The sequence below is a fragment of the Parapedobacter sp. 2B3 genome (assembly GCF_041925275.1).
Taxonomy (GTDB): domain Bacteria; phylum Bacteroidota; class Bacteroidia; order Sphingobacteriales; family Sphingobacteriaceae; genus Parapedobacter; species Parapedobacter pyrenivorans_A.
Window position 1 is genome coordinate 261,280 of sequence record NZ_JBHEUZ010000003.1, and the last position, 22,697, is coordinate 283,976.

Sequence of the window (22,697 nt, forward strand, 5' to 3'; positions counted from 1 at the left end):
CATGAAAAATCATCTCTCAAGAGCAATGTGTGCTGCGGCAGTTGCGGCGGTGACCCTAGGTAGCTGCAGTAAAAGTGTGGGGCCCGATCCCGAGCCTCCGGTCGAAGACAGCCAGCGATGGATTACCCTCACCGCGGCCTTCCCCGATGACAATGGAACCGCTGGCAATGGCGGTACACTCGCCTATGCCATCACACCCGAAAATGCAGCAAATCCCAATTATGAAGTACGGATTTTTGATGCGGGCAAAGGCTTTTCGCTGAAATCCGAGCGTACGGCGCGCGTGCAGGCATCGGCCGACGGCAAATACCTGTACAACATCCAATATACCGGTGCCGAGGGCGGCGTATTCAACAAATACGAAGTATCAGGCGAAGGTGTTTATAAGGAAGTGGGCTTCGAGCTGAACACAGCCATCATTCTGGGGACTTCGCCGCGCTGGACCAAAGCGGCTGAAGGTATCGGCGTAGGTGTATCTTTCGGAGATGCCCGCGACTCATATACAGGTACGGCGCCCAACTTCCAATACCAACACCCGAAAGGCGCCATCCGGATTGCAAACATCGATTTAAATAGTACTGCCATTACAAATACCGGCGCTATCGATATCGATCTGGGTGCGGAGTTGGAAGGCCAGGGCTACCATGTTTGGCGTGCTGACGTACCGGTTTTGAACCAGGCAAAAGACAAGTTGTTTATCGGTGTAGGTGTCCGTAGGCATGATATTGGCAATACCGAGGTGGTTATTGGTAGAAATGGTGCAATTAGCTGGGCCACCACAGACGAGCGGGACTTGGGTACGATTACCTACGTGGTGGATTATCCGTCTTTGAGAAATCCCAAAATCATCACCTCTACCGTGGCACAGACAGACAACCTCTCCTACCGTACGATGACCCAATACGTAGGTACCGATGGACATATCTACCAAGCGGCAACCAGTATGGGTAGCGGGCATCAAATATTGCGCATCAGCAAGTCGACGAACGACTACGATAATTCGTACAATTTCGATTTGAACGCCGCACTTGGTATCAGCGATGCCGGTATCCGGGCGTTCCGTTATGTTAAAGACGGTATCGGTTTGGTACTATACACGAGGAGCGGTACAGATGGCGGTTACGTAGCGCTGGTTGATTTAAATGCCAAAACAGCTACTAAATTGACTACGGATGTCGAAACCATTGCTGAACTGTCATCCACATTTGGGCAGTTCCAAAACATCGGTGTTGATGGCGACAACGTATACGTACCGCTCACACCTGCTGGAAAAGACGGCAATATCTTTGTCATCAACTCCAAAACCAAGGAAATCACCAAAGGTGCCAAGTTGGTGAACCAATCAGGCAGCTACTACATCGGCGCATATTAACAACGCCCGATTTCCAGCGATTGCCTAGCCAAGCAAGAAAATCATCCCATCATCGTTTTGGATGGTTTTCTTGCTTAGGTTGCTATACTAACTAAGCAAAACTAACTAAACAACCATGGCGAAATCAACGCGTACAAAAACGACGTGGCAAAAAATACGAAAGCTTTTCAACGACATCCACCTTTGGGCGGGGCTCATCAGCGGCATGGTGGTCGTTGTGGTCTGTCTCAGCGGCACGATCTACACCTACAATACAGAACTCCGCGAGTGGGCATCGCCACATCTGCACAAGATACAGGCACCGGCAGGCGCGAAACGGATACCGGCGGATTCCCTCCTGCCGAAAATAGCCAACGAATCCGGTGGCATCATCACCGCCGTTAGCCTACCGGCAGACCCTGCCCGGACGTATCAATTCTCCGTACGGATAGAAGGCGAGCAAAGCCGTGGTGGCACCACGTATTACGTAAACCCATACACCGGGAACATCACCGGTACTTCCAAAGAAAAAACCAAAACCGGCGAGTTCATGCAAACGATGTTCAGCCTGCACCGCTGGCTACTGCTGGATAAAATAGAGGAACCGCTTATTGGCGACCTCCCTAACCGGCAACTGGGCAGTTATATTTCCGGTGCGGCGACCATCTTGTTCACACTGGGTGTCTTAACGGGTCTGGTTATCTGGTTCCCACAGAAACTGAGGAACTGGCGGCAGGGCCTGAAAATCAAATGGAGCGCTAGTTGGAAACGCATCAACCACGACCTGCACAACACGTTGGCCTTCTATTCGCTCATCTTTTTGTTCCTTATGGGCATTACCGGCCCACAGTGGTCCTTCCCGTGGTACCGTACCGGCCTCCAAAAAGCCCTGGGAACGTACAAGGAGCAACCCGCCGGACGTGGAGAGGGCGGTGCACAGAGCCCTGCGCGCAGCACCGGGAATACCGAAGCCGGTGGCGGCCCCGAACTCCTCCCCTTCACTACCTACATCGCCGCAGCCGACCAAGCATTGCCCTATCCAGGAGACTATCGGATCACCCTTCCCCGCCATGCGGAAACTCCCCTATCCATCAGCAAGAACCGGGTTGGCTTTTTTGCCCCCGCAGCCAGCGATCAAATAAGTTTGGATGCATCCACCGCCACGATAACCGACATACAGATTTTCCGCGACAAAGCGCTAAACGAACGCATAGCTGCCTCCATTAAAGCACTGCATGTGGGTAATGTCTACGGGCAATTCACCAAGTTGATCTATTTCCTCGCCTGTCTGGTAGCCACCACCCTGCCCATTACCGGCACGCTGATCTGGCTCAACAAAATGAAAAAGAAGCCGGCTAAACACGCCCGGAAGGTCCCGAAAGTCGGTTTACCAGTGTAGTCCTCACATATCTCTCAGCAAGGGAGTAGTTGCTATCCATGCACCCATCGGCAAGGGTGCCGTGTACGCTTTTGGTCTCGAAATCCCCTTCCGCACACCACGCCACGGCACGTTGGCGTGGCTGCTCGGCCAATAATATCCGGAAAAATAAGGTGAGCCATGGATATAAAAAAATTTACCCCTACCTTAGCAGGTGGAAAATTGAGCTATTGTTATGTTGAGTACAGTTATTGCATTCTTGAACATAGGGACGAGTGAAATGATGCTCATCGTGTTCGTGGCCCTGTTGCTATTCGGTGGTAAAAAGCTTCCGGAATTGGCGCGTGGCTTGGGGCGTGGCATACGTGAGTTTAAGGATGCGTCGGAAACCATCAAACGCGATATCAGCGACCAGATCAATAATTTCGAAAAAGACCTGGATGTGAAGGATGCCATCGTGGAAGATCACGAACCCAAGAAACTGAATGAGAACAACCCGACCGCACCTGCGGGCACCTACCAACATAACCCCGACCCCAGCCGGGAACCCGACTACTACGGCAGCCAAGGTCCTTATTACCACAACGACCATCCTGCTGATGAGCATACCGACGCAGGCACCGGCAGCACATCTCCTGCACCGGAAACCCCGCAACAACCGGTTAGTGAAGAAAAGAACCCCTAAGGGAATATGAACCACCACATCCGTATTGGTCAGGAACTTGCGTTGTCCGCACGGCAGGTAGACACGGCCATCTCGCTCCTCGATGACGGAGCCACCATCCCATTCATTGCCCGTTACCGCAAGGAGATGACGGGTAGCCTCGACGAAGTACAGCTCACCCAAATCCGCGACCGCGTGCACCAGTTGCGCGAATTGGACAAGCGGCGTGAAGCGATCCTCAAATCACTTTTGGACCAGGGAAAGCTGACGCCCGAATTGGAAGAAAAGATTAAAGTAGTTGACACCATGGCCACGCTGGAAGACATTTATCTCCCGCACAGGCCGAAGCGTAAAACACGGGCAAGCGTGGCACGCGACCGGGGGCTGGAACCGCTTGCGCTGCTGGTATTGCTACAAGATGGCACGGACGTGCGCCAAGCCGCATTGGCGTATATAGATGCGGCAAAGGACATCCATGACGTGGAAGACGCATTAGCGGGCGCCCGCGACATTGTTGCTGAAACCATCGCTGAAGATGCAGCCATCCGCGCAAAAACACGGCAGGTGTTCCTCGAGAAAGGGATGTTTGCCGCCCGCGTCGTACCTGGGAAGGAGGAAGCGGCATTGAAATACAAGGATTACCACGAGTGGACGGAGCCATTGAAGACGGCCCCCTCCCATCGTGTGCTGGCCATGCGCCGCGGCGAGAAGGAAGAGCTGCTTTACCTCGATATCGAGGTACCCGAAAGCGAAGTGCTCCCCCTATTGGACAATGCGTATGTAAAAGGCGTCGGCGAAGCAAGCACACAGGTACGCATGGCGATGCTGGATGGGTACAAGCGGTTGCTCAAACCCGCCATGGAAACCGAAGTGCGCATGCTTACACGCCAACGGGCGGACGATGAAGCCATACGCGTATTCGCAGGCAATGTGCGGCAGCTGCTGCTGGCCGCCCCCTTGGGGCAGAAACGCATCATGGCCATCGATCCGGGCTTCCGTACCGGCTGTAAAACCGTATGTTTGGATGAGCAGGGCACCTTGCTGGAGAACACCACTCTATTTCTCCATACCGGCAGCGCTGGAGCTGAACAAGCGGACAAAACCATCCGGTCACTGATAGAAAAACACCAATTGCAGGCCATCGCCATTGGAAACGGAACAGCAGGACGGGAAACCGAAGCATTTGTGCGCAAGTTGGGCATCCCCGGTGTGGCCGTGGTGATGGTAAACGAAAGCGGCGCATCCATATACTCCGCGTCAGAAACCGCCCGGGCGGAATTTCCCAATCATGACGTCACCGTGCGGGGTGCTGTGTCCATCGGAAGGCGGCTTATGGACCCGTTGGCCGAATTGGTCAAAATCGACCCGAAATCCATCGGCGTGGGCCAATACCAGCACGATGTGGACCAGTCAAAGTTAAAGACCGCACTGGACGATACCGTGGTTAGTTGCGTCAACGCGGTGGGTGTGGAGCTTAACACGGCATCGAAAGAGATACTCTCCTACATCTCGGGATTAGGACCGTCATTGGCCCAACAGATCATCACCTTCCGCCAAAAGCACGGTGCTTTCCGGAACCGCGAGTCCCTGAAGCAAGTGCCCCGATTGGGCGAAAAAGCCTTTGAGCAGGCCGCAGGCTTCTTACGTATACGGAACGCACAGAACCCGCTGGATGCCAGCGCAGTCCATCCCGAGCGTTACGCCCTTGTGGCGCAGATGGCGGCGGACCTGGGCTGTGAGGTATCGGACCTGCTCCGTGATGAGCAGCTCCGTAAGCGGATCGACCTGAAAAAATACATCAATGAACATGTGGGGATGCCTACCCTGCACGACATCCTGTCCGAACTGGCCAAGCCGGGGCTGGATCCGCGCGAGCAGTTTGAAACCTTTTCTTTCACCGAAGGGGTAAACAGCGTATCGGACCTCCGCATTGGCATGCGCCTGCCGGGTATCGTTACCAACATAACCAACTTCGGTGCCTTTGTAGATATCGGTGTGCACCAAGACGGATTGGTGCACCTCAGCCAACTGGCCAACCGTTTTGTAAAAGACCCGAACGAGGTGGTCAAGGTGCAGCAAAAGGTGATGGTAACGGTTACCGAAGTGGATGAAAAACGTAACCGGATCGGCCTTTCAATGAAAACGGAAGAACGCCCCGAACCGAGGAAGAAACAAAGCGGGCGCCCCAACAACCCTAAAAACTCCCATAAGCATCAGCAGCGTAAGCCTAGCAAGGCGCACACACAGGAAAAGGAAAACGACATGGCCAGTAAACTGGCTGCACTGAAAAGTAAGTTTGGGTCCTAGCCGAACAGATCGCTGGAAAGGTAACGGTCGCCACGGTCGCACGCGATGAATACGATAACGCCGCCATCCATTTCCGCGGCCAACCGTGTTGCACAGGCCATGGCCCCACCGCTGCTCATCCCCACAAATATACCTTCCTCCCGCGCCAATTGCCGTGCCATAGCCGTTGCATCCGCCTGCGAGACATCCATTAGGCGATCTATCCGTTGAGGATCGTAGATTTTAGGCAGGTATTCCTCCGGCCAACGGCGGATGCCGGGGATAGACGCCCCCTCCGTGGGCTGGCAACCGACGATCTGCACGGCAGGGTTTCGCTCTTTCAGGAACATCGAATTTCCCATGATGCTGCCCGTGGTCCCCATGGCACTCACAAAGTGAGTTATTTTACCCTCGGTATCGCGCCATATCTCAGGGCCCGTTGTATGGTAATGGGCCATGTAGTTGTCAGGGTTCGCAAATTGATTGAATAGGTAATAGTCCGGCCGTTCGCCTTTTTCCTCGGCATAATCCCGGCATGCCTCAATCGACTCCAACAGGGTCACCTTCGCGCCGAACGCTTCCATGGTCAATGTACGCTCGCGTGTGGAGCCGGATGGCATCACCAGTTCAATCGACAACCCAAAAACACGCGCCATCATCGCCAGTGCGATGCCGGTGTTACCGCTCGTAGCCTCTATCAGCCGGGTATCTGCGGTGATATCGCCGCGATCGATTGCACTGCGGATCATGTTGAGCGCGGCACGGTCCTTCACACTCCCACCCGGATTGTTACCTTCCAGTTTGGCATAAAGCTCCACGCTCGGGTTGGGGTTCAGTTTCTCAATTTTCACCAACGGGGTGTTCCCCACACAATCTATCAGTCTTTTCATGGGTCAGTGCGCTGCTTTTGAATCCACAATCTTCACCGTTGGCTGATGGTATACCGTTGAGTATGGCGGTATGCTGGATGTCAACCAAACATTCCCTCCGATAACACTGTCGTGGCCGATAACCGTATCGCCCCCCAGAATCGTCGCGCCGGCATAGATGACCACCCCATCTTCGATGGTGGGATGCCGCCTGGTATTTGCGAGGATTTTCTCTACGCTCATGGCGCCCAGGGTAACGCCTTGGTAAACTTTCACGTGCTTGCCTATAACGGCCGTTTCGCCTATTACGACACCCGTGCCGTGGTCAATGCAAAAATGTTCACCGATTATCGCCGCCGGGTGGATATCGATACCGGTCTGCGAATGGGCATGCTCGGTAAGTATCCGCGGCAAGAGCGGCACCTCCAATGTTATCAAGGCATGTGCCAGGCGATACAGTGCAATCGCCAGGAATCCGGGATAGGTACGGATGACCTCGAAGGTGCTGGTCGCCGCCGGGTCGCCCTCAAAAATCGCGGCTGCATCCGTATGCATCACCCTGTGCAATTCGGGCAGATCAGCGTAAAACCGCTCCGTAACCGCCCCATGGTTGCACGCTTCACATGCTTTGGTCCGGTTGAGTATGCTAAGCAAGTCTGCCTCCGATTGGGCAAATTGCCTTTTGAGTTGTTCCACATCCCGATCGGGGTGGGTCTGCCGCTCGGGGAAAAGCAGGTCCAATAGCTGCAATGCCCACGCGGCAATGACGCTGTTCGGGGGGACGTCCCCTATTTCCCGTTGTTTATTATAGAGCCGTTGAAAAAACGCTTCGTTCATGATAACTGTTGTTATAAGTGGCAACTAAGGACGTAAATTATTTGCAGGTTGGCAACAACATCAACTATTTATTACAACCATCTCAATAAACTAACAGTACGGTTACATATCAGTGGATATATAACGGCTGCACGCATCATGTTTTTTTCGATGGATATTTCTGCAACCGGACGTTGAGCGACACCATGAAATACCGGGCCAACCGATTATTGCGCATGAAAAGTGCATCGGACCCCATGATTTCGTGCGTCACCCCTGTATTCTGGTTGAATAGGTCAAACCCCTGGAACCTCAGCAGTGCCATGTTATTGGGAAGGAACGTGCATTCGAGGTACGCATTGAGCAATGTCGGGTTCACGTTCACAAACGTGCTGTACCCGCTATTGAGCCTGTGCGACAAATCAAAGCCGAATGCCCAGTTGTCTGAAAGGTAGCCCTTCGCCGCCAACCCCACCAAAAACGAATTGGCGTTGATGCCTTCACTGTTGCGCAGCGAATACCGGGTATGGTTAAACGTGTAGCTCGTATTCAACTCGGTTTCTACAATGTCTTCCAGCATAAAGCGCATCTGCACGGCCTGCGAGTAGATGAAGTTGCGCCCGTAGTTCTTCTCTTCGTTGATATACGATATGTTATTCAGGTAATCGGTGGTGCCATTGAGGTTCAGTTGGAAATCATCATTGATAACCGGTGTGCTGAACATGTAGTAGCCCCTTGCATCAAAATAGCCGCTCGAATTGCGGAAACTGGTTTCCTGCACCGTGCTGCTGGGGTTGGAGCGGCTGGTTACGATCTTGTTCTGTATCTTGTTGAACGCCAGCTGGGCCTCGAAGAATTGGTTCTTCCCCAATTTGGTCTGACGGAACCTAGTCGTTATCCGGTTGATGAATTCCGCTTTGAGGTCGGCATTACCGATAATGATATTCTGCGAATTGGAGAGATCGCGGATCGGCTGTATCTGCGAAAAGTTCGGTTGGTTGTTGGTACCCAGGTATTCGACGGTGAGCTCGCTTTCATCGCTGATACGGAACCGGAAACCCGCACTCGGAATCAGATTCACGTTGCGATGCTGGATCATCGTATCCGTTTCGAGCATGTGGCCCTGGAGGAGCAAAGGCTGCACGGCAAACCCCAAGGTATATTTAAACCGCTTATTTTGCTCCATTTGATAGTTGAGGCCCACCCGGTTGCTTTCAAAGAAATAAGAGTAGTCCACACTCAACGAGTCTACATACAACCCGCCGTTCGTATCCCACACACTACGGCGGCTATCTATTGCCGTATAGTTATATTCATAACCGACTTCCAGTATACTGTATTTGTCAATCGGTTCCACAAAGGAAGCCTTGAGCCGCCCTACCCGGTTTTGGTTATGGCTCTTGATCTGCTGGGCCAATGCATATGCACCATCTTGGACCGGCTGACCGGAATTTGCATTGATACTCTCGAAATAATCATTCACATCTTCCAGCTTATCTCGCTTGGAGTATTTACCTTGCATGTTGAGCACAAATTTCCTTCCGGGTTTATCAAACATCCGGGAATATAGGATATCCATATCGAAATTGGGGGTCGAAACCTCGTCATTGGCATGGTAAACCCGTTCACTCACAATATTCCGATTCTTAATGGTGTCGTTGCTATGGTTACTCGTGTTGACCGTACTATACGACAGGTTAGGACTTATTTTCAAATAGTTACGGCTATCCAATTGCGCTTCGATGTCCCATGCCATCAAATGGCTCATATTGTCCGTTGCAAGTTCACGCTCTTCCTGGTTGATGATTTCGTAAAAATCGAAGTGGCTCGTAAGGAGCGAATGGCCGATGGTGTGGTTTTTCCTGTTGGTAAAGGTGTATTTACCGTAAACGCTCACCTTGTCCGAAAGGTCGTCCGAGTAGCTTATCCCCGCCGAATTGGTGGTATTCACCCCATCCACCGGATCCGTCATGCCGGTAAGGTCCACATTGCCCCGCTCGCGGGTACCCGCCCCGCTGGGCGCACCATAGCTAAAGAGGCTGGTGTTGGTATTGTTGAAAGAACCGAGTATAGACAGCTCCTGCCCGTCGTTGAAATTATTCAGCCCCATGCTTCCGATATAGCGTCCCTCCGTGCCGGCACCGCCGGTCACCTGGCCAAATAAGATCCGCTTACTGTCTTCTTTCAATACAATATTGAATATTTTCTCCGGTTCGGTGTCTTTTACACCGGTAGCATTGGCCATATCGCCGTAGTAGTCGATTACCTGGATGGATTGGATGAACTCTGCCGGAAGGTTCCTGGTGGCTGTGAGCACGTCGCCACCGAAGAAGTTCTTGCTGTCTACCTGTACCCGGCTGATTGGCTTCCCATGTGCAATGACCTTGCCGTCGCGCCGTACTTGTATATTGGGAAGCAATTTTAGCGCCTCTTCCAACAGGGAGTTCTGCCGGATATTATATGCATCCAGGTTATATTGTATGGTATCTTCCTTGATAACGATGGGCTGTACCCTGTTGATGACAATCTCCGCGAGCAGTGTCCGCTGCGGAGGCAGCACAATCGGTAACAGCTGCATGGTTGCGCCGGGGAAATTGGCGGCGTACGTACGGTCCAATATCTTGTACCCGATCATACTGAAACTCAGTCTGAATTCCGGCCCGACGATGTCGGCAAACCTGAACTGGCCGCGTTCATCGGTAACGGTGAGCATGGTGTCCAATATGGTTGTTAGGCGAACGTTTACTCCAGCCAACGGCGCCTTTGCCGTATCGATGACAAGACCGCTTATTTCCTTTCGTTGGTGCTGTGCCAAGGCCTGCAACGATACGAAAAGGAATACAAAAACAAGGAGCTTATGTGGCGTTATCGACGGCAACTTTTCGTTAACAAATATGAACCCAGGGCAGGCTATACCCAATATGCGGCTATCCCGGCCTCGCCTTTTATAAAGAACGAAAGATAGCACATAATCCGTATGTGTGCAAAAAAAATCGGGTTGCCCTATTAAAAATAGACAACCCGATTATTGCTTTTACCAACCGGCAATAGCTATCCGTTATATTGCACTTTCGGAATGTGTTTATCTATTTCCCAACGGCCCACGCCCTCCTCACCAATCACATCAAACATATCCAGGATGCGGCGTGCCACATACTCTTCTTCAATCTGCTCTTCCAAGAACCATTGGATAAATTGGAAGGTTACAAAATCCTTCAATTTGATGCATTTGTCCGCAATGTTGTTAAACTGTTGCGTCACATACATTTCCTGTTCGAGCATCTGCTCGAACACGGAGCGGAACGACTCGAAATCGGCGGGTATGTTGGTAATCTCGGGCGATATTGCCTTTCCACCGCGATCGTTCACATAATTGAAAAGTTTCATCATGTGCTTCCGTTCCTCTTCCGATTGTTCAGAGAAAAACGTTGCACTGAAGTCATACCCCTGGTCGTCGCACCAAGACGACATGGCCAAGTACACAGACGAAGAGTGTGCTTCTACCTGGATCTGCGCATTCAATATGGTTTCGATTTCTTCGTTCAACGAAGTCTTCAATCTTAATAAATCTTTCATCTGTCTAAATTTGTTTATTCATCATTTTTTTGCTTCTAACGGCATTCATGCTGCCTTCGGCGGTTTTAATGGTGATGAAGCTATCATGATTTTTCATTTGTGTTTAACTTCAACGGTATTCAAGATGGCTGAAGCCATTTAGTCATTCCACTGTGTGATTTGGAAAATCATGATGGTTTCATAACGTTATCAATTTCCTAATTCAACAAACAAGCGACACGATATCCGGGCTTGTCGTACAAAAATACGGAAACTAAGCGGTAAACACCACTAAATAAAAGCAATACGAATTCAGTCTAAATTATACGCGGATCCCGCCGGGAGTCACTTGGAGGCACGCGTTGACCACGCTGTTGAGCTCGATCATAAACTTGGCCCCATCCAACAATTCGCGGAGGTTCAGTACGTCGTTGATGTCCAACACAAAACAACGCGGCGTGCGGAATGGCATCACGATGGTAAAATCAGCCGTACGCGAGGGGTCGATAATCATTGCCGAAAGATCGATGGCATCGATTCGTTTCTTGAAATTAAAGAAGTCGCTCACCTTAAAAGCGGTGGTATCACCGGCGAACTCCAACCAATAGCAATTCTGCCTACTGCATTGGTACACAGCCCCATGCTGGGTCTTATATACTTCTTCGAAATTAGCTAACGGGCAAACCATTGTCCAAACCAAGTCATTAATCGGAGGCGAATATACGTATTATTTATAATCAGTCCAACTAAATTAATCTTGGTAATCAATTCCGTGGCAGTGGCTTGCTCAGTAGGGCGAGTTCAGGCGGAAACTGTTGCTGCCACATGTTGTAGTAATATCCTTTTATATTCATCAAGCTTGAATGGTGACCCTCCTCCACCAAAGCCCCTTTGTGGAGCACCACAATTTTATCGGCATTCATTACGGTGCTCAAACGGTGCGCGATGAGGATCACGGTTTTGCCCTGTTTATTGAAATCAGCGATGGCTTTTTGCACATGGCTTTCCGAAACCGAGTCGAGCGATGAGGTTGCCTCATCAAGGATAAGCGCCTCGGGATGACGGTACAGTGCCCTCGCGATGGCAATCCGTTGCCGCTGCCCGCCCGAAAGCTGCGCACCGTTCTCGCCGATGTACGTATTGAACCCGGCCGGAAGTTGCTCAATGAACGAAAGCATATCCAATTCCTTACACAATTTCATGATTTCGTTCATATCAGGCGATAAATCACCGATGGCAATATTCTGCACGACGTTGCCAGCGAACAGATGGACTTCCTGTGGCACAACCCCCACCAGTTTCCGCAGGCTATCATGCGTGAGGTACCGCACGTCGAAATCGCCGATCATGATTTTCCCACCTTCGATGGGGTACATATTATGTAGCAACGAAAGCAGTGTGGTTTTCCCCGAACCACTCTCGCCCACAATCGCCGTTACCTTGCCTTTTGGAATCTGCAGGTTGAGGCATTCGAAAACCGTCGCGCGCGTACCGTACTGGAATTTCACATCCACGAACGTCACGTCGCCGATCATCTCGGGGGTCAGGTCACTTTGGTTTTCAGCTTCCTCTCGCTCCAGGTCCATTACCTCAAAGAGACGGTCGGCCGCGATAACCGCGTCTTGGATGGTCTTATTCATCCCGATCAAGCTGCCCACGGGGCCAATAAAGTATCCCAAAATGGCATAAAAAGACAATAACTCGCCGGGTGTAATGATTTTATTGAGCACAAACAACGTACCCAACCATAATAAAACCACGGTAAATAAGCCCGCCACCAGCCCATTGGCGTCCGCTATCCAAAGCGAATTGGTGGCCGACTTGTAGACACTCTTGAGTAGTTGGATAAAACGGGTTTCAGTTTTGAAGTTGGCAAATTCCTCCAGCCCGAAACGCTTGATTGTACGCACGGCATTGACGGATTCTACCAATTGGGCCTCCAGATCGGCTGAATCTTCCATGAGCTTACGTTGCGTCTTCCGGTGCATCCGGTTGGAAAAATAATAGATGATGGAAAACAAAGGCACCACCAGCAACAGTACGAGCGCCAATTTCCAGTAGTAGGTAAACATCAAAGCAAACGAAAACAGCACGATGAAAACATTGACAGCCAATCCCACCAACACGTCGTTTACGAACGCACGGATTTTTACCGCATCGTTCATCCGAGAAATAATCTCGCCAACGCGCATATTGTCGAAAAACGCCTGCGGCAACCGCAATAGGTGCTTGTAGTAGCCCAAAATAAGCCTCGCATCAATCTGCTGACCCGTATTGATGGTAAGAATGGTACGGGCATGGTTAATGATAAGCTTGACCACCAAAATAGATACCATGGCCAGCCCCATGAGGTTCAGTAGGTTGCGGTTCCCGTCGGGAATCACGTGGTCGACGATCTTCTGAAGGAAAATGGAAGTAGACAGCCCCAGCACGGTAAACATCAAAGCGCCCGTGAGCACTTGCCAAAGGATCGCTTTATGGGGTTTCAACAGGTACATAAAGCGGCTGGCTACGCTCACTTTCTCGTTGCCGGGCCTGAATCCGTCATCGGGGCTCAAGAGAACCAGTACACCCGTCCAACTTTCTTTGAACGTCGATAACGGTATTTTCTCCAATGTCCCGGTGGCCGGGTCCATTACCTGCGCATGGGTCTTCGACACTCCGTATATGACCACGTAATGCTGCAGCCGCTGGCGCACAACCACATGGGCAATTGCGGGGAAAGGGATATCGGCCAAGGCATCGAGATCACCCCGTACGCCTTTAGCAGACAGATCGAGCCTCTTAGCCGCTTGGATAATACCCCATGCGGTGGTACCTTTCTGGTCTGTCGAAGCATACTGGCGTATGCGGGCTATCGGCACATCGCGCCGGTACCACGCCAGTACGGAGGCCAAGCAAGCCGCGGCACAATCCGCAATATCATGCTGCCTGATTTTAACGCGGGCCATCCGGTATTGCCGACCAAATCGGGGAGCCTTCCAGTTTGCCATGTTGTTCTGTTTTAGTAAGCCAGCGTCTTGGCCGCTACCTCCTAAAGCGCCGCCTGCTGGGGCGGTATCACATTCGGATTCAGCCAATCGTCGGCTTTGTCATAAATCAATTGGAACAAGGTGCGTCGGGTCACGAAAAACCGCGCCTGTAACGTCATCCCCTTATGCAGTTTCCCCTCATAGCCATTCCTGAGCGTAAGCCGATCTTCATTGAGCAGACAGCGTACCTTGAAATAGGGTTGCCCACGGTCTGTGAAGATATCGGCAGAAATGGACGTTATCTCACCGGTGGCCATGCCCCATTGGTTGTAGTCATATGCCTCGATCTGTAGATTCACGGGAGTACCCGCGCGCAAGTACCCGATGTCCCTTGGCAGTACGTATGTCTCGGCAATCAATCCCGAATCGGGCGATACTTCGGCCAACACTTCGTTTGCGCTGATCATGCTGCCCTGCATAAGTCCTTTTACCGATTGGAGGGTACCCGATGCGGGCGCTTGCAATACATAGAGTTCCTGTTCTTTGTTTACCTGGTTGATCCGTGCCCCCAGTTCACCTGTTTTCAGGCGGAGGCTATTCAGGTCCTGCTGCCATAGCGCCGCCTGTTCATCATAGGCCAATTCCAATTCGGTTCTGGCTTGTTGGTACGTATAGTTCGCTTCGTCGTATTCTGCCGCAGAGATAACGCGGTTGTCATACAACTTGCTATAGCGTTCGAAATTTTTCTGGGCAAGGTCCAGTTGGTTCTGCATCTTGGAAATACGCTGCCAAAACAGGGTGAACTGTTGGCCATACATCGCTGATGACAACGCCGGACGCTGCGTAACATTCCGCTGTTGGAGCAAACGGGTCAGTTTATGCAGGTCATCCAGTTGGTTACCGAAGTCGGACCGCTGGGATACCAACAGGTCCTTCTCTTGATCGAGGATATCGGTCCGTATGCGCGCCAGTACCTGCCCCGCTTCCACACGTTGGTTTTCTGCAACGAACACTTCTTCGATGCGGCCCGAAACAATGGCCTTGACCGTATGGTTCTCTTGCACGGCGCGCAGTACACCCAGCCCGCCTACGCTGACGTCTATTTTCACCACAAACAGCGAAATACCAGCCACCACCAACAACAGCAACAAGAGCTGGTATAAGATGAGCGTACGTGGGTTGTGCTTGTTAAAATGGTATTCCGCCGTAAATTCGACGATCTCGGCTGGAAACAGCTTTTTAGCCATCTCGTCTTTGTTGTATTGTTAACGCTTACCCGAACGTATCTGGAAAAAAAAAGAGGGATGTTGGTATCCCTCCTTTTAGTCAGCCGCCCGCATGATTATGATTGCTACACATCATACAGGGTGAGCAACGGGCTTATAAGCTGATACCGCCCAATAAGCCACCCAAAAGGCCACCCAGAAGGTTGCCACCGCCCAATCCGCCAGCCAAACCGTTCAGGTTGACACTGGCGTTGGCGTCGATTTTGTCGTCGGTGCCAACCACGGTCAGTGACAACAGGTCACCTACGGCAATACCACTGATCAGCGGACCATTAAACAATCCCAACAATCCACCGTTGGTGGCTTTCAATTCCTGCTCGTTCAATTCTTGAAGTTTCATAGATAATGTAAGTTTTCAATTAGCGCTTACTCGATTAAAAGGTTTTCAGCGTCCCCTTCCGGCAACGGCTTGCTGCATTGCCTATGACAAAGAACGCCAATTTATGATTGAAATCATATGGTACCTGCTGTAAATCAAATAACCAAAAGGAATAAATTACAACCGATAGGAATATAATCAACCGCTGCTCGCAGCAAGTTGTGAACGAAATAAACGAGATAAGCTACCCCGGATACCGGGACGGCTTATTACTTTGCATCATTGCTTATGACACCTAACGGTTGGATTATTGCTAAACTATGAAGCCCATCGCCAAAGCGAAAAACGTTGCGAGCAACATCCGGCGCGTCCGGGAATACCGCAACTATACACAAGATTACGTAGCCCAGAAAATAGGGATATCCCAAAATGCCTATAGCAAGCTCGAACTGGGATTCCATAAGCTGTCTTTGGAGCGCTTGTTCCAGATTGCCGAGGTGTTGGATGTGGATTGCAAGGCACTGCTCGACCACGAAACCGATGGGATCGTGCAATTACGTGTCGACCCCACCGGCAAGCGCGCTATGCGTTGATGCAGCAATGGATGCTGACATCAAATCAAAACAGGCTGTTCTTATCTACTTTTTCTACCTTGCTGCCATCTTTCAATGTTTTGGTAATGGCATTGAATGGCCGGGACACCACTTCGTCGCCTTCATTGAGCCCCGATAGGATACGGATATAGGTATCGTCCTGGATACCCGTCGTCACCGCTACTTGCTTTACCGTGTTGCTTTGGCTATCGTACACAAAGACATACTCATTCGCCTTCTTACCTTCCGTACCATTCCCCTGGGCAACCGTTGCTGCTGTGTCTGCGGCAGCGGCCGTCGTATCGGCTTCACTGCCGCCGCCGGACTCCCGCGTGGTAACGGCCTGGATAGGAACGGCCAAACCGGTATCCTTCTGGGTATGGATATCTACGGTAGCGGACAGGCCCGGGCGGAACGGCGAAGGGTTTTCAAGGTCTTTCTTAAGCAGGTCCGCGTACGAGTCGGCCAATATGCGCACCTTCACGTTGAAGTTCGTTACCTGATCGGTACCTGCCGTAGCACTCGTTGCCGTAGCAGCCGTGGTAGAAGAGCTAGCGATCTCGGTGATGACACCCTTAAATTTCCGCCCTTGAAACGCATCCACCTCAATCGTCGCTTCGTTATCGAGCGCTACCCGGTTGATGTCGTTTTCATTGACTTCCACCACAACCTCCATCGCGTCCATGTTGGCGATACGCATGATTTCGGTACCCGCCATTTGTGCGGTTCCCACCACGCGTTCACCAAGTTCCACCTGCAAGAGCGATATCACGCCATCCACGGGGGCATAAATCGTTGTACGGGCCAGGTTATCACCTGCTTCCTTTACCGTTGCTTCGGACTGGTCGATGCCATATTTGGTAACGAGTACATTCTGCCGTTGCGCCTCCAACGTGGCACGGGCGCTCTCGTAGTCGGCCCGGATCTGGTCAAACTCGGCAGCCGATATCACTTTCCTATCAAACAGCTCCTTGTTCCGGTTGAAGTTTGCCTCCAAGTTGGCGAAATTGACCTCCTGCTGCTTCAGCTGCTGCTCGGCCATGGCCAAACTCGCCCGTTGGGCATTCAACGACGCTACCGCGCGTTCGTAACCCGATTGCAGTATATCCGGCCGTATGCGGCACAGGATTTGACCCTTCGTCACCACATCACCTTCCTTTACCGTAAGTTCCACAATCTCGCCCGATACCTCGGAGCTCAATTTCACTTCCACCTCCGGGTGGATCTTCCCACTGGCCGAAACCTGCTCGTTGACGGTCTTTTTCTCCGCCTTGTCGGTCGCCACCTTGATTACGTCGCCCTGGCCGATCCATCCCATTTTATTGGCGACGATTACGAATACCAACAGGACTGCCGCACCGATTAACACATACTTAAGCGTATTTTTCTTCTTTGCCATCGTTTATCTATGATAGGGTTGTTTATATGCTCAATTTTCAAAATTTATCTCGTTGCCCAGGTAGAAATCGATCACCTTGCTCCGGAACAGCAGTTCATACTTAGCTTGGATATGATCAAATTCTGCCCGGTTCATGGTGGTCTGCGCGGTAAAGAGCTCTACGGAGTTGGCCAGCCCCACGTCATACCGCTGGCTGATCACTTCAAATGCATCTTTCGCAGATGCAAAGGCCGTTTCGGTAGAATGGTAGCGCGTTTTCGATGCCCGCAGGTCAAGAACCGCTTGGGCGATGATCTTATTCAGGTTGTTTTTTGCCAACTGCTCGTTCGTCAATGCGTACTGGTAGCTGATTTTGGCTTTATTGACACTTGTCCTCGTTTGGAACCTGTTGAAAATAGGTATTCGTAAACTCAACCCGATGTAGGGACTCTCGTTTTCCTTCAGTTGATCCCCGAAATTCACCCGTTCGTAAACCGGTTCATTGTTCGCATCCATCCCCACGAGCCTGGAAGCCACCGAAGAGACGCTGGTGCTATAACCGGCACCGAAGCCCAATGTGGGGTAATATGCTCCCTTAGCGATTGCTATGTTTGTCTTAGCGACCTCGGTGGATAGTTCTGCCGCCTGGATATCGGGTTGGGCATCCAGTGCCGTTGCGAAAATCTCACCGGCATCATAGACGACCGGGGTATGCTCAACCAATTCGATATCCGGCTTTTCCAATAGGATGTCTTCGGTCGGGTCCATCTCCATCAACTGCTTCAGGTTCAGCATCGACAGGTCATACGCGTTCTGGGCCGAAGTGACACTCAACTCGTCGGTAGCAACTTGGCTTTTGGCCTGCGAGAGGTCCGCCAGCGTGTTGTTACCAACTTCGTAGTTGGCATTTGCCACCTCCAATTGCCGTTGCGATAGTTTCAATTGCTGTTCGGCCGCGGTGAGTAAATCCTGGTTGGTCAATGCCTCCAAGTACGTGGTTGCCACCGACAAAACGAGGTCGTTTTTCGCCTTTTCCACATTGCTTTGGTCGGCAGCAAGCTGGCTTTTGTTCGCCGATATCTGATTGATCCGTTGGAAGCCCTGAAAAATCGGTATATCGGTGGAAATACCACCGCTAGCTGTATTCACCGAAGGCACCAACTGGGCGGTATATTGATCGAAATACCGCCCGAACCGCATACTTCCGTTCACATCGGCATTCAGCGTGGGGTAAAACTGGCTCTTTGCTTGTTTTAGGTCTTCTTCAGACATTGCCGCCTGGAAACGGGCCTGCTTTACCTGCAGATTATTATCTAGCGCATGATATATGGCCACTTTGATAGGCACCAATTTCTGTGCTGCGCTATGCGATGGGGTCAACACCACCAAGCAGCAACTGGCTATGAAATACGCGAGGTATGGGAAACTTTTCTTCATGTAGTTATAAGTAGGTTATTGTATTTGCGTCCAAATGTGCGTTTTACTTTTTCAATATGTGCTCTTTATTTGTTTCTTTTGTACGCGTTATATGTATACCGTCCGTCCGCCCGTATTCCTTACGTGGTTCTATCCCGCGCTTACCTGGCATCGAAGCCGGGCGGAGAAACGTATTTTTCTCACCTTTGACGATGGCCCGATACCGGATGTTACACCCTTCGTCATAAATACCTTAAAAAACTACGGCATCAAGGCCACATTCTTCTGTGTTGGCGAAAATATAAAAAAACATCCTGATTTGTTTGCTCACCTGGTTGAAAATGGCCACCGCATAGGCAATCATACCTACAACCACCTCAACGGCTGGCAAACGCCAGACGATGTTTACCTGCAGAATACCGACCGGTGCCAGCAACTCATGCACACCAATTTATTCCGACCACCCTATGGGCGGGGCCGCCGCTCTCAGTACAAGCGGCTGCGGGAAACCTACGATATCATCATGTGGGATGTGCTGAGTGGCGATTTCGACGTAAAGCTCAGCCCCGATAAGTGCTTGCGCAATGTCATCGACCATACGCGCAACGGCTCCATCGTTGTTTTCCACGATAATGTCAAAGCATTACCGCGCATCACCTATGCCCTGCCCCGCGCCATCGAGCACTGGCTAGACCAAGGCTATGAATTCGGGCTATTATAACCTACTGTACCACCGTAGACATTTCAGACTCCGCATACGCGGCGAAGTAACCCAGTGCACCGTCGCCATAGGACGAGGGTGGGTTTGCCGGCGCGGCCGTACCCGGGTTAATGGACTGCACCGCGTTCCAGAAATCATACGTGGCTCTGTCGATGCATTGCATCCGCACGGTCACCGAATCGCCGGCAACAAGTTCGGTATCGAAATCGGCCAGGTCTTCGCTTACATACTTGCCGTCATTAAACTTATCCTGCGATACGTGCAACATCGCCAAAGGCCCGCCGTTCACGCTCCACAGGTACCGGTAGTGATTCGGCACACCGGGCGGATCGGCGTACCGTAGGCTGATGAACTTCTGTTCTTCGCCAAAAAGCGTCCGCACTGCCGTGCCGATGGAGTCGGCCGTGACCAGCCGCGGCATGGTCGAAGTGGCCGTAAATACGGTGCCTTCCACCTGTACCGACAAGTCGTACCGTTCGCTTTCGCGCCCCCTGAAATTGCACACATACACCCCGGGGGCTTGCTCTGCATACCGGAAAACCCGCCCGGTGCGGTCAACCACGGTAACCTCGGCGCCCGATACGGGGTCAAACGGCTGGGCAACATCAAAAGCCACGCTACGGCTGATGGTAACTTGCTGCTCATACGATCGGTTGCTTATCGCGCCAACGATCACCAGTTGCGGATCTGCATCGTTCAGGTCTATATCGATCACATCTTCACATGAAAAGAAGAAGGCCGAGAGGGACAGTATGATTAAATAGGTTCTGCTCATCCGTTAAAATTTAAAATTCCATGTGATGGATGGAATGATACCGAATAACGCAATCCGATACGCCTCCGTAACGTTAGGGTTGGCTTCGCTTTCCCTGAAATCAATAATATATGCATTCTTACGGTTGTACACATTATAGACGCCGAACGTCCAGCTCGACTGGAACCGCTTGGATGTTTTCGACTCCCACGTCGCGCCCAGGTCCAGCCGATGGTAGTCGGGCATCCGGTAGCCGTTCCGCTCGGTATAGTACCATAAGGTACGTCCGTCTACCGTATACTTTCCGCTCGGAAAGGTCACCGCATTGCCCGTACTGTACACAAAGGTGGCCGAAAGGTTCCACCGGGGCGACAATTGGTACATGCCTACGGCAGAGACATCGTGGGTACGGTCTTGCCGTGCGGCAAACCAAGCCCCGTCGTTGATGCCGTCAAACCGGCGTTCACTTTTTGCCAAGGTATAGCTCAGCCACCCGTTCAACCTGCCTGTTTGTTTCTTCAAGTACCATTCCACTCCATAGGCACGCCCGACGCCATACAACAACTCCGCCTCGATGTGTTCATTAGCCTGCAAATCGGCGGCGTTGCGGTAGTCGATCTGGTGCTGCATGTGCTTGTAGTACGATTCTACGGAAAACGCGTACCGGTCTCCACCGAAGTTCTGGTAATATCCCAGCGCCGCCTGGTCGGCAACCTGCGGCCTGATGTTGTTGCTGCTCATCACCCAGGTATCGGTAGGCAAACTCGCCGTTGCGTTGGTCAATTGGTGCAGGTGCTGCACATTACGGTTATACGACAATTTCAGGCTGTTGTTCGCCCGCAGCTCGTAGCTTAACGAAAAACGGGGTTCCAGGTTAAGGTAATGCTGCACCACATCGCCGCTCCCGTATACGCGGCTATCGACCACATCGCCATCGGCGTCGTATGCATGGAACGTGCCGGGTCCGAATAGCATGAAATTCGTCAACCGAAGCCCATAGATCATATTCAACCGCTGTACAGGCTTCCACTCGTGTGAGAGGTAACCGGCCAGCTCGAGCCCGTTGCGGTTTTCCAATTGCAAACTGTTTACTGCCGTCTCTTCATCGGCATCGATGTTGGCAGGCGAGATACCCTGTTGGAGCACGTTAAACCCAAAGCGCCAAGTACTTTTATTCGTGGCGAAAAACTGGAAATCCTGCTTGAGATTGTAGTTCTGTATACGGGACGCAATCACGAAATTAAACTCGTCACTTTCGATGTTGACGTTGTAATTGAAATTGCTGTAAACAGCCGTCGTGTTCGAAAACCAGCGGCTATTCCATACGCGGTTCCAGCGCAGCGTGCCCGTGGCATTGCCCCAATCGAACCCGAACAAGCCGGAATATCCCATCACATCCCGGCCGAAATAACCTGAAAGATAAAGCGTATTCCGCTCATTGAGCCGGTAATTTGCCTTCGCGTTTAGGTCGTAGAAATACAAGCGGCTGTTACTCACCGCTTCATCATTAGACAGCTTCAGAAATACGTCGGCATAGGTCCTTCTTCCACTCACCACGAATGAACCCCGATCTTTCACGATAGGTCCCTCCACCTTCAGCCGCGAGGCGATCAGGCCCACGCCCCCTTCCGCACCGAATGACTTTTTGTTTCCATCCAGCATGGTGATGTCGAGCACCGATGATAGGCGTCCCCCATATTGGGCAGGCATGCCGCCCTTATAGAGCTTCACGTCTTTGATCGCGTCCGAATTGAACGTGGAGAAAAAGCCGAAAAGATGCGATGCATTATAAACCATTGCTTCATCCAGCAAAATCAGGTTCTGATCACCGGCACCACCCCGTACGAAGAAATTGCTACTGCCCTCGCCGCCCGACAGCACACCGGGGAGCAGTTGGATGGTCTTCAGAACGTCCTTCTCCCCCATCAGCACGGGCACGTGCTTTATCTCATTTACATCTACCCGGGTGAGCCCCATCTGAGGGCTCCGCACCTGATCGTCCGCGGCAGATTGGCTAATCACCACTTCCTGCAGTAGCTCGCCGCTGCGCAAGTCGATATCCACCACCGTATCTGCCGTCAGTTCGATGGCCAGTTCCTGCGGTTGGTAGCCTACGTGCGACACCGTCAACAAGTGGCTACCTTCGGGCAGCGTGAGCGAGTAGAACCCATAATTATTGGCACGTGCGCCCACCGATACATCCGTACCAAGCCGGATACCGGCACCGATAAGCGTCTCGCCCGACTGCGCATCGCGTATGTGGCCGCTGATCGTGTGTTTGGTTTGCGAAAAAACGGAAACCACCGATCCGATGAGTACCATATAGACCGTAGAAAAGT

The 22,697-nt window shown here is 51.7% G+C and carries 18 protein-coding genes; 6 read left to right on the forward strand and 12 right to left on the reverse strand.

The annotated features are described in order from the left end of the window. The first annotated feature begins 1 nt into the window (after window position 1). From ACEVG1_RS05695 to ACEVG1_RS05710, 4 genes are all read left to right on the forward strand, one after another. On the forward strand, window positions 2–1,372 hold the full coding sequence (locus ACEVG1_RS05695) for a hypothetical protein (RefSeq protein ID WP_374742610.1): 1,371 nt from the start codon (window positions 2–4) through the stop codon (window positions 1,370–1,372). A gap of 115 nt (window positions 1,373–1,487) precedes the next feature. After that, complete coding sequence (locus ACEVG1_RS05700) at window positions 1,488–2,750, forward strand: PepSY-associated TM helix domain-containing protein (RefSeq protein WP_374742611.1); 1,263 nt, start codon at window positions 1,488–1,490, stop codon at window positions 2,748–2,750. Between the two features lie 214 nt (window positions 2,751–2,964). Beyond that, entirely contained in the window at window positions 2,965–3,414 is a 450-nt protein-coding gene (locus ACEVG1_RS05705) for a twin-arginine translocase TatA/TatE family subunit (RefSeq protein ID WP_374742612.1), read from the forward strand. A gap of 6 nt (window positions 3,415–3,420) precedes the next feature. Next, on the forward strand, window positions 3,421–5,700 hold the full coding sequence (locus ACEVG1_RS05710; RefSeq protein ID WP_374742613.1) for a Tex family protein: 2,280 nt from the start codon (window positions 3,421–3,423) through the stop codon (window positions 5,698–5,700). Here the strand turns inward: ACEVG1_RS05710 and cysM are convergent. The 8 genes from cysM to ACEVG1_RS05750 all read right to left on the reverse strand — a co-directional run bounded on the left by cysM (window position 5,697) and on the right by ACEVG1_RS05750 (window position 15,517). Then, window positions 5,697–6,569: a cysteine synthase CysM gene (gene cysM, locus ACEVG1_RS05715; RefSeq protein ID WP_374742614.1), complete on the reverse strand. Its 873-nt coding sequence runs from the start codon at window positions 6,567–6,569 to the stop codon at window positions 5,697–5,699. The two genes, ACEVG1_RS05710 and cysM, sit on opposite strands and share 4 nt — an antisense overlap. Window positions 6,570–6,572: 3 nt before the next feature. Then, window positions 6,573–7,385 carry a serine O-acetyltransferase gene (locus ACEVG1_RS05720; RefSeq protein ID WP_374742615.1) on the reverse strand — a complete coding sequence of 271 codons (813 nt, stop codon included), beginning with the start codon at window positions 7,383–7,385 and terminating at the stop codon, window positions 6,573–6,575. A 136-nt stretch (window positions 7,386–7,521) separates the two neighbouring features. Continuing rightward, entirely contained in the window at window positions 7,522–10,242 is a 2,721-nt protein-coding gene (locus tag ACEVG1_RS05725; protein WP_374742616.1) for an outer membrane beta-barrel protein, read from the reverse strand. Between the two features lie 173 nt (window positions 10,243–10,415). Then, entirely contained in the window at window positions 10,416–10,940 is a 525-nt protein-coding gene (locus ACEVG1_RS05730; protein WP_374742618.1) for a ferritin, read from the reverse strand. 301 nt (window positions 10,941–11,241) lie between these two features. Next, window positions 11,242–11,607, reverse strand: coding sequence for a hypothetical protein (locus ACEVG1_RS05735; protein WP_374742619.1), 366 nt, complete (start codon window positions 11,605–11,607; stop codon window positions 11,242–11,244). A 76-nt stretch (window positions 11,608–11,683) separates the two neighbouring features. Then, complete coding sequence (locus ACEVG1_RS05740) at window positions 11,684–13,912, reverse strand: peptidase domain-containing ABC transporter (protein WP_374742620.1); 2,229 nt, start codon at window positions 13,910–13,912, stop codon at window positions 11,684–11,686. Window positions 13,913–13,953: 41 nt separating this feature from the next. Then, window positions 13,954–15,138 carry an HlyD family secretion protein gene (locus ACEVG1_RS05745; protein ID WP_374742621.1) on the reverse strand — a complete coding sequence of 395 codons (1,185 nt, stop codon included), beginning with the start codon at window positions 15,136–15,138 and terminating at the stop codon, window positions 13,954–13,956. 133 nt (window positions 15,139–15,271) lie between these two features. Beyond that, entirely contained in the window at window positions 15,272–15,517 is a 246-nt protein-coding gene (locus tag ACEVG1_RS05750; protein WP_374742623.1) for a hypothetical protein, read from the reverse strand. A gap of 299 nt (window positions 15,518–15,816) precedes the next feature. On the opposite strand from ACEVG1_RS05750, the gene ACEVG1_RS05755 reads away from it, so the two are divergent. Beyond that, the gene (locus tag ACEVG1_RS05755) at window positions 15,817–16,089 is read left to right on the forward strand and encodes a helix-turn-helix domain-containing protein (protein ID WP_374742625.1); all 273 of its coding nucleotides are present in this window, start codon (window positions 15,817–15,819) and stop codon (window positions 16,087–16,089) included. A gap of 25 nt (window positions 16,090–16,114) precedes the next feature. Here the strand turns inward: ACEVG1_RS05755 and ACEVG1_RS05760 are convergent, their stop codons facing one another. Next, on the reverse strand, window positions 16,115–17,488 hold the full coding sequence (locus ACEVG1_RS05760; protein ID WP_374742626.1) for an efflux RND transporter periplasmic adaptor subunit: 1,374 nt from the start codon (window positions 17,486–17,488) through the stop codon (window positions 16,115–16,117). 30 nt (window positions 17,489–17,518) lie between these two features. Continuing rightward, window positions 17,519–18,904, reverse strand: coding sequence for a TolC family protein (locus tag ACEVG1_RS05765; RefSeq protein ID WP_374742627.1), 1,386 nt, complete (start codon window positions 18,902–18,904; stop codon window positions 17,519–17,521). 91 nt (window positions 18,905–18,995) lie between these two features. Between ACEVG1_RS05765 and ACEVG1_RS05770 the strand changes: the two genes are divergently transcribed. Further along, window positions 18,996–19,604: a polysaccharide deacetylase family protein gene (locus ACEVG1_RS05770; protein WP_374742628.1), complete on the forward strand. Its 609-nt coding sequence runs from the start codon at window positions 18,996–18,998 to the stop codon at window positions 19,602–19,604. Window position 19,605: 1 nt separating this feature from the next. Here ACEVG1_RS05770 and ACEVG1_RS05775 read toward each other — a convergent pair whose 3' ends face one another. Both ACEVG1_RS05775 and ACEVG1_RS05780 read right to left on the reverse strand, forming a co-directional pair. After that, window positions 19,606–20,379, reverse strand: a complete 774-nt coding sequence (locus ACEVG1_RS05775; RefSeq protein WP_374742629.1) for a DUF4249 domain-containing protein — start codon at window positions 20,377–20,379, stop codon at window positions 19,606–19,608. Window positions 20,380–20,382: 3 nt separating this feature from the next. After that, a complete protein-coding gene (locus tag ACEVG1_RS05780) occupies window positions 20,383–22,680 on the reverse strand; it encodes a carboxypeptidase-like regulatory domain-containing protein (RefSeq protein WP_374742631.1) in 2,298 nt (765 codons plus the stop codon). Window positions 22,681–22,697: the final 17 nt, after the last annotated feature.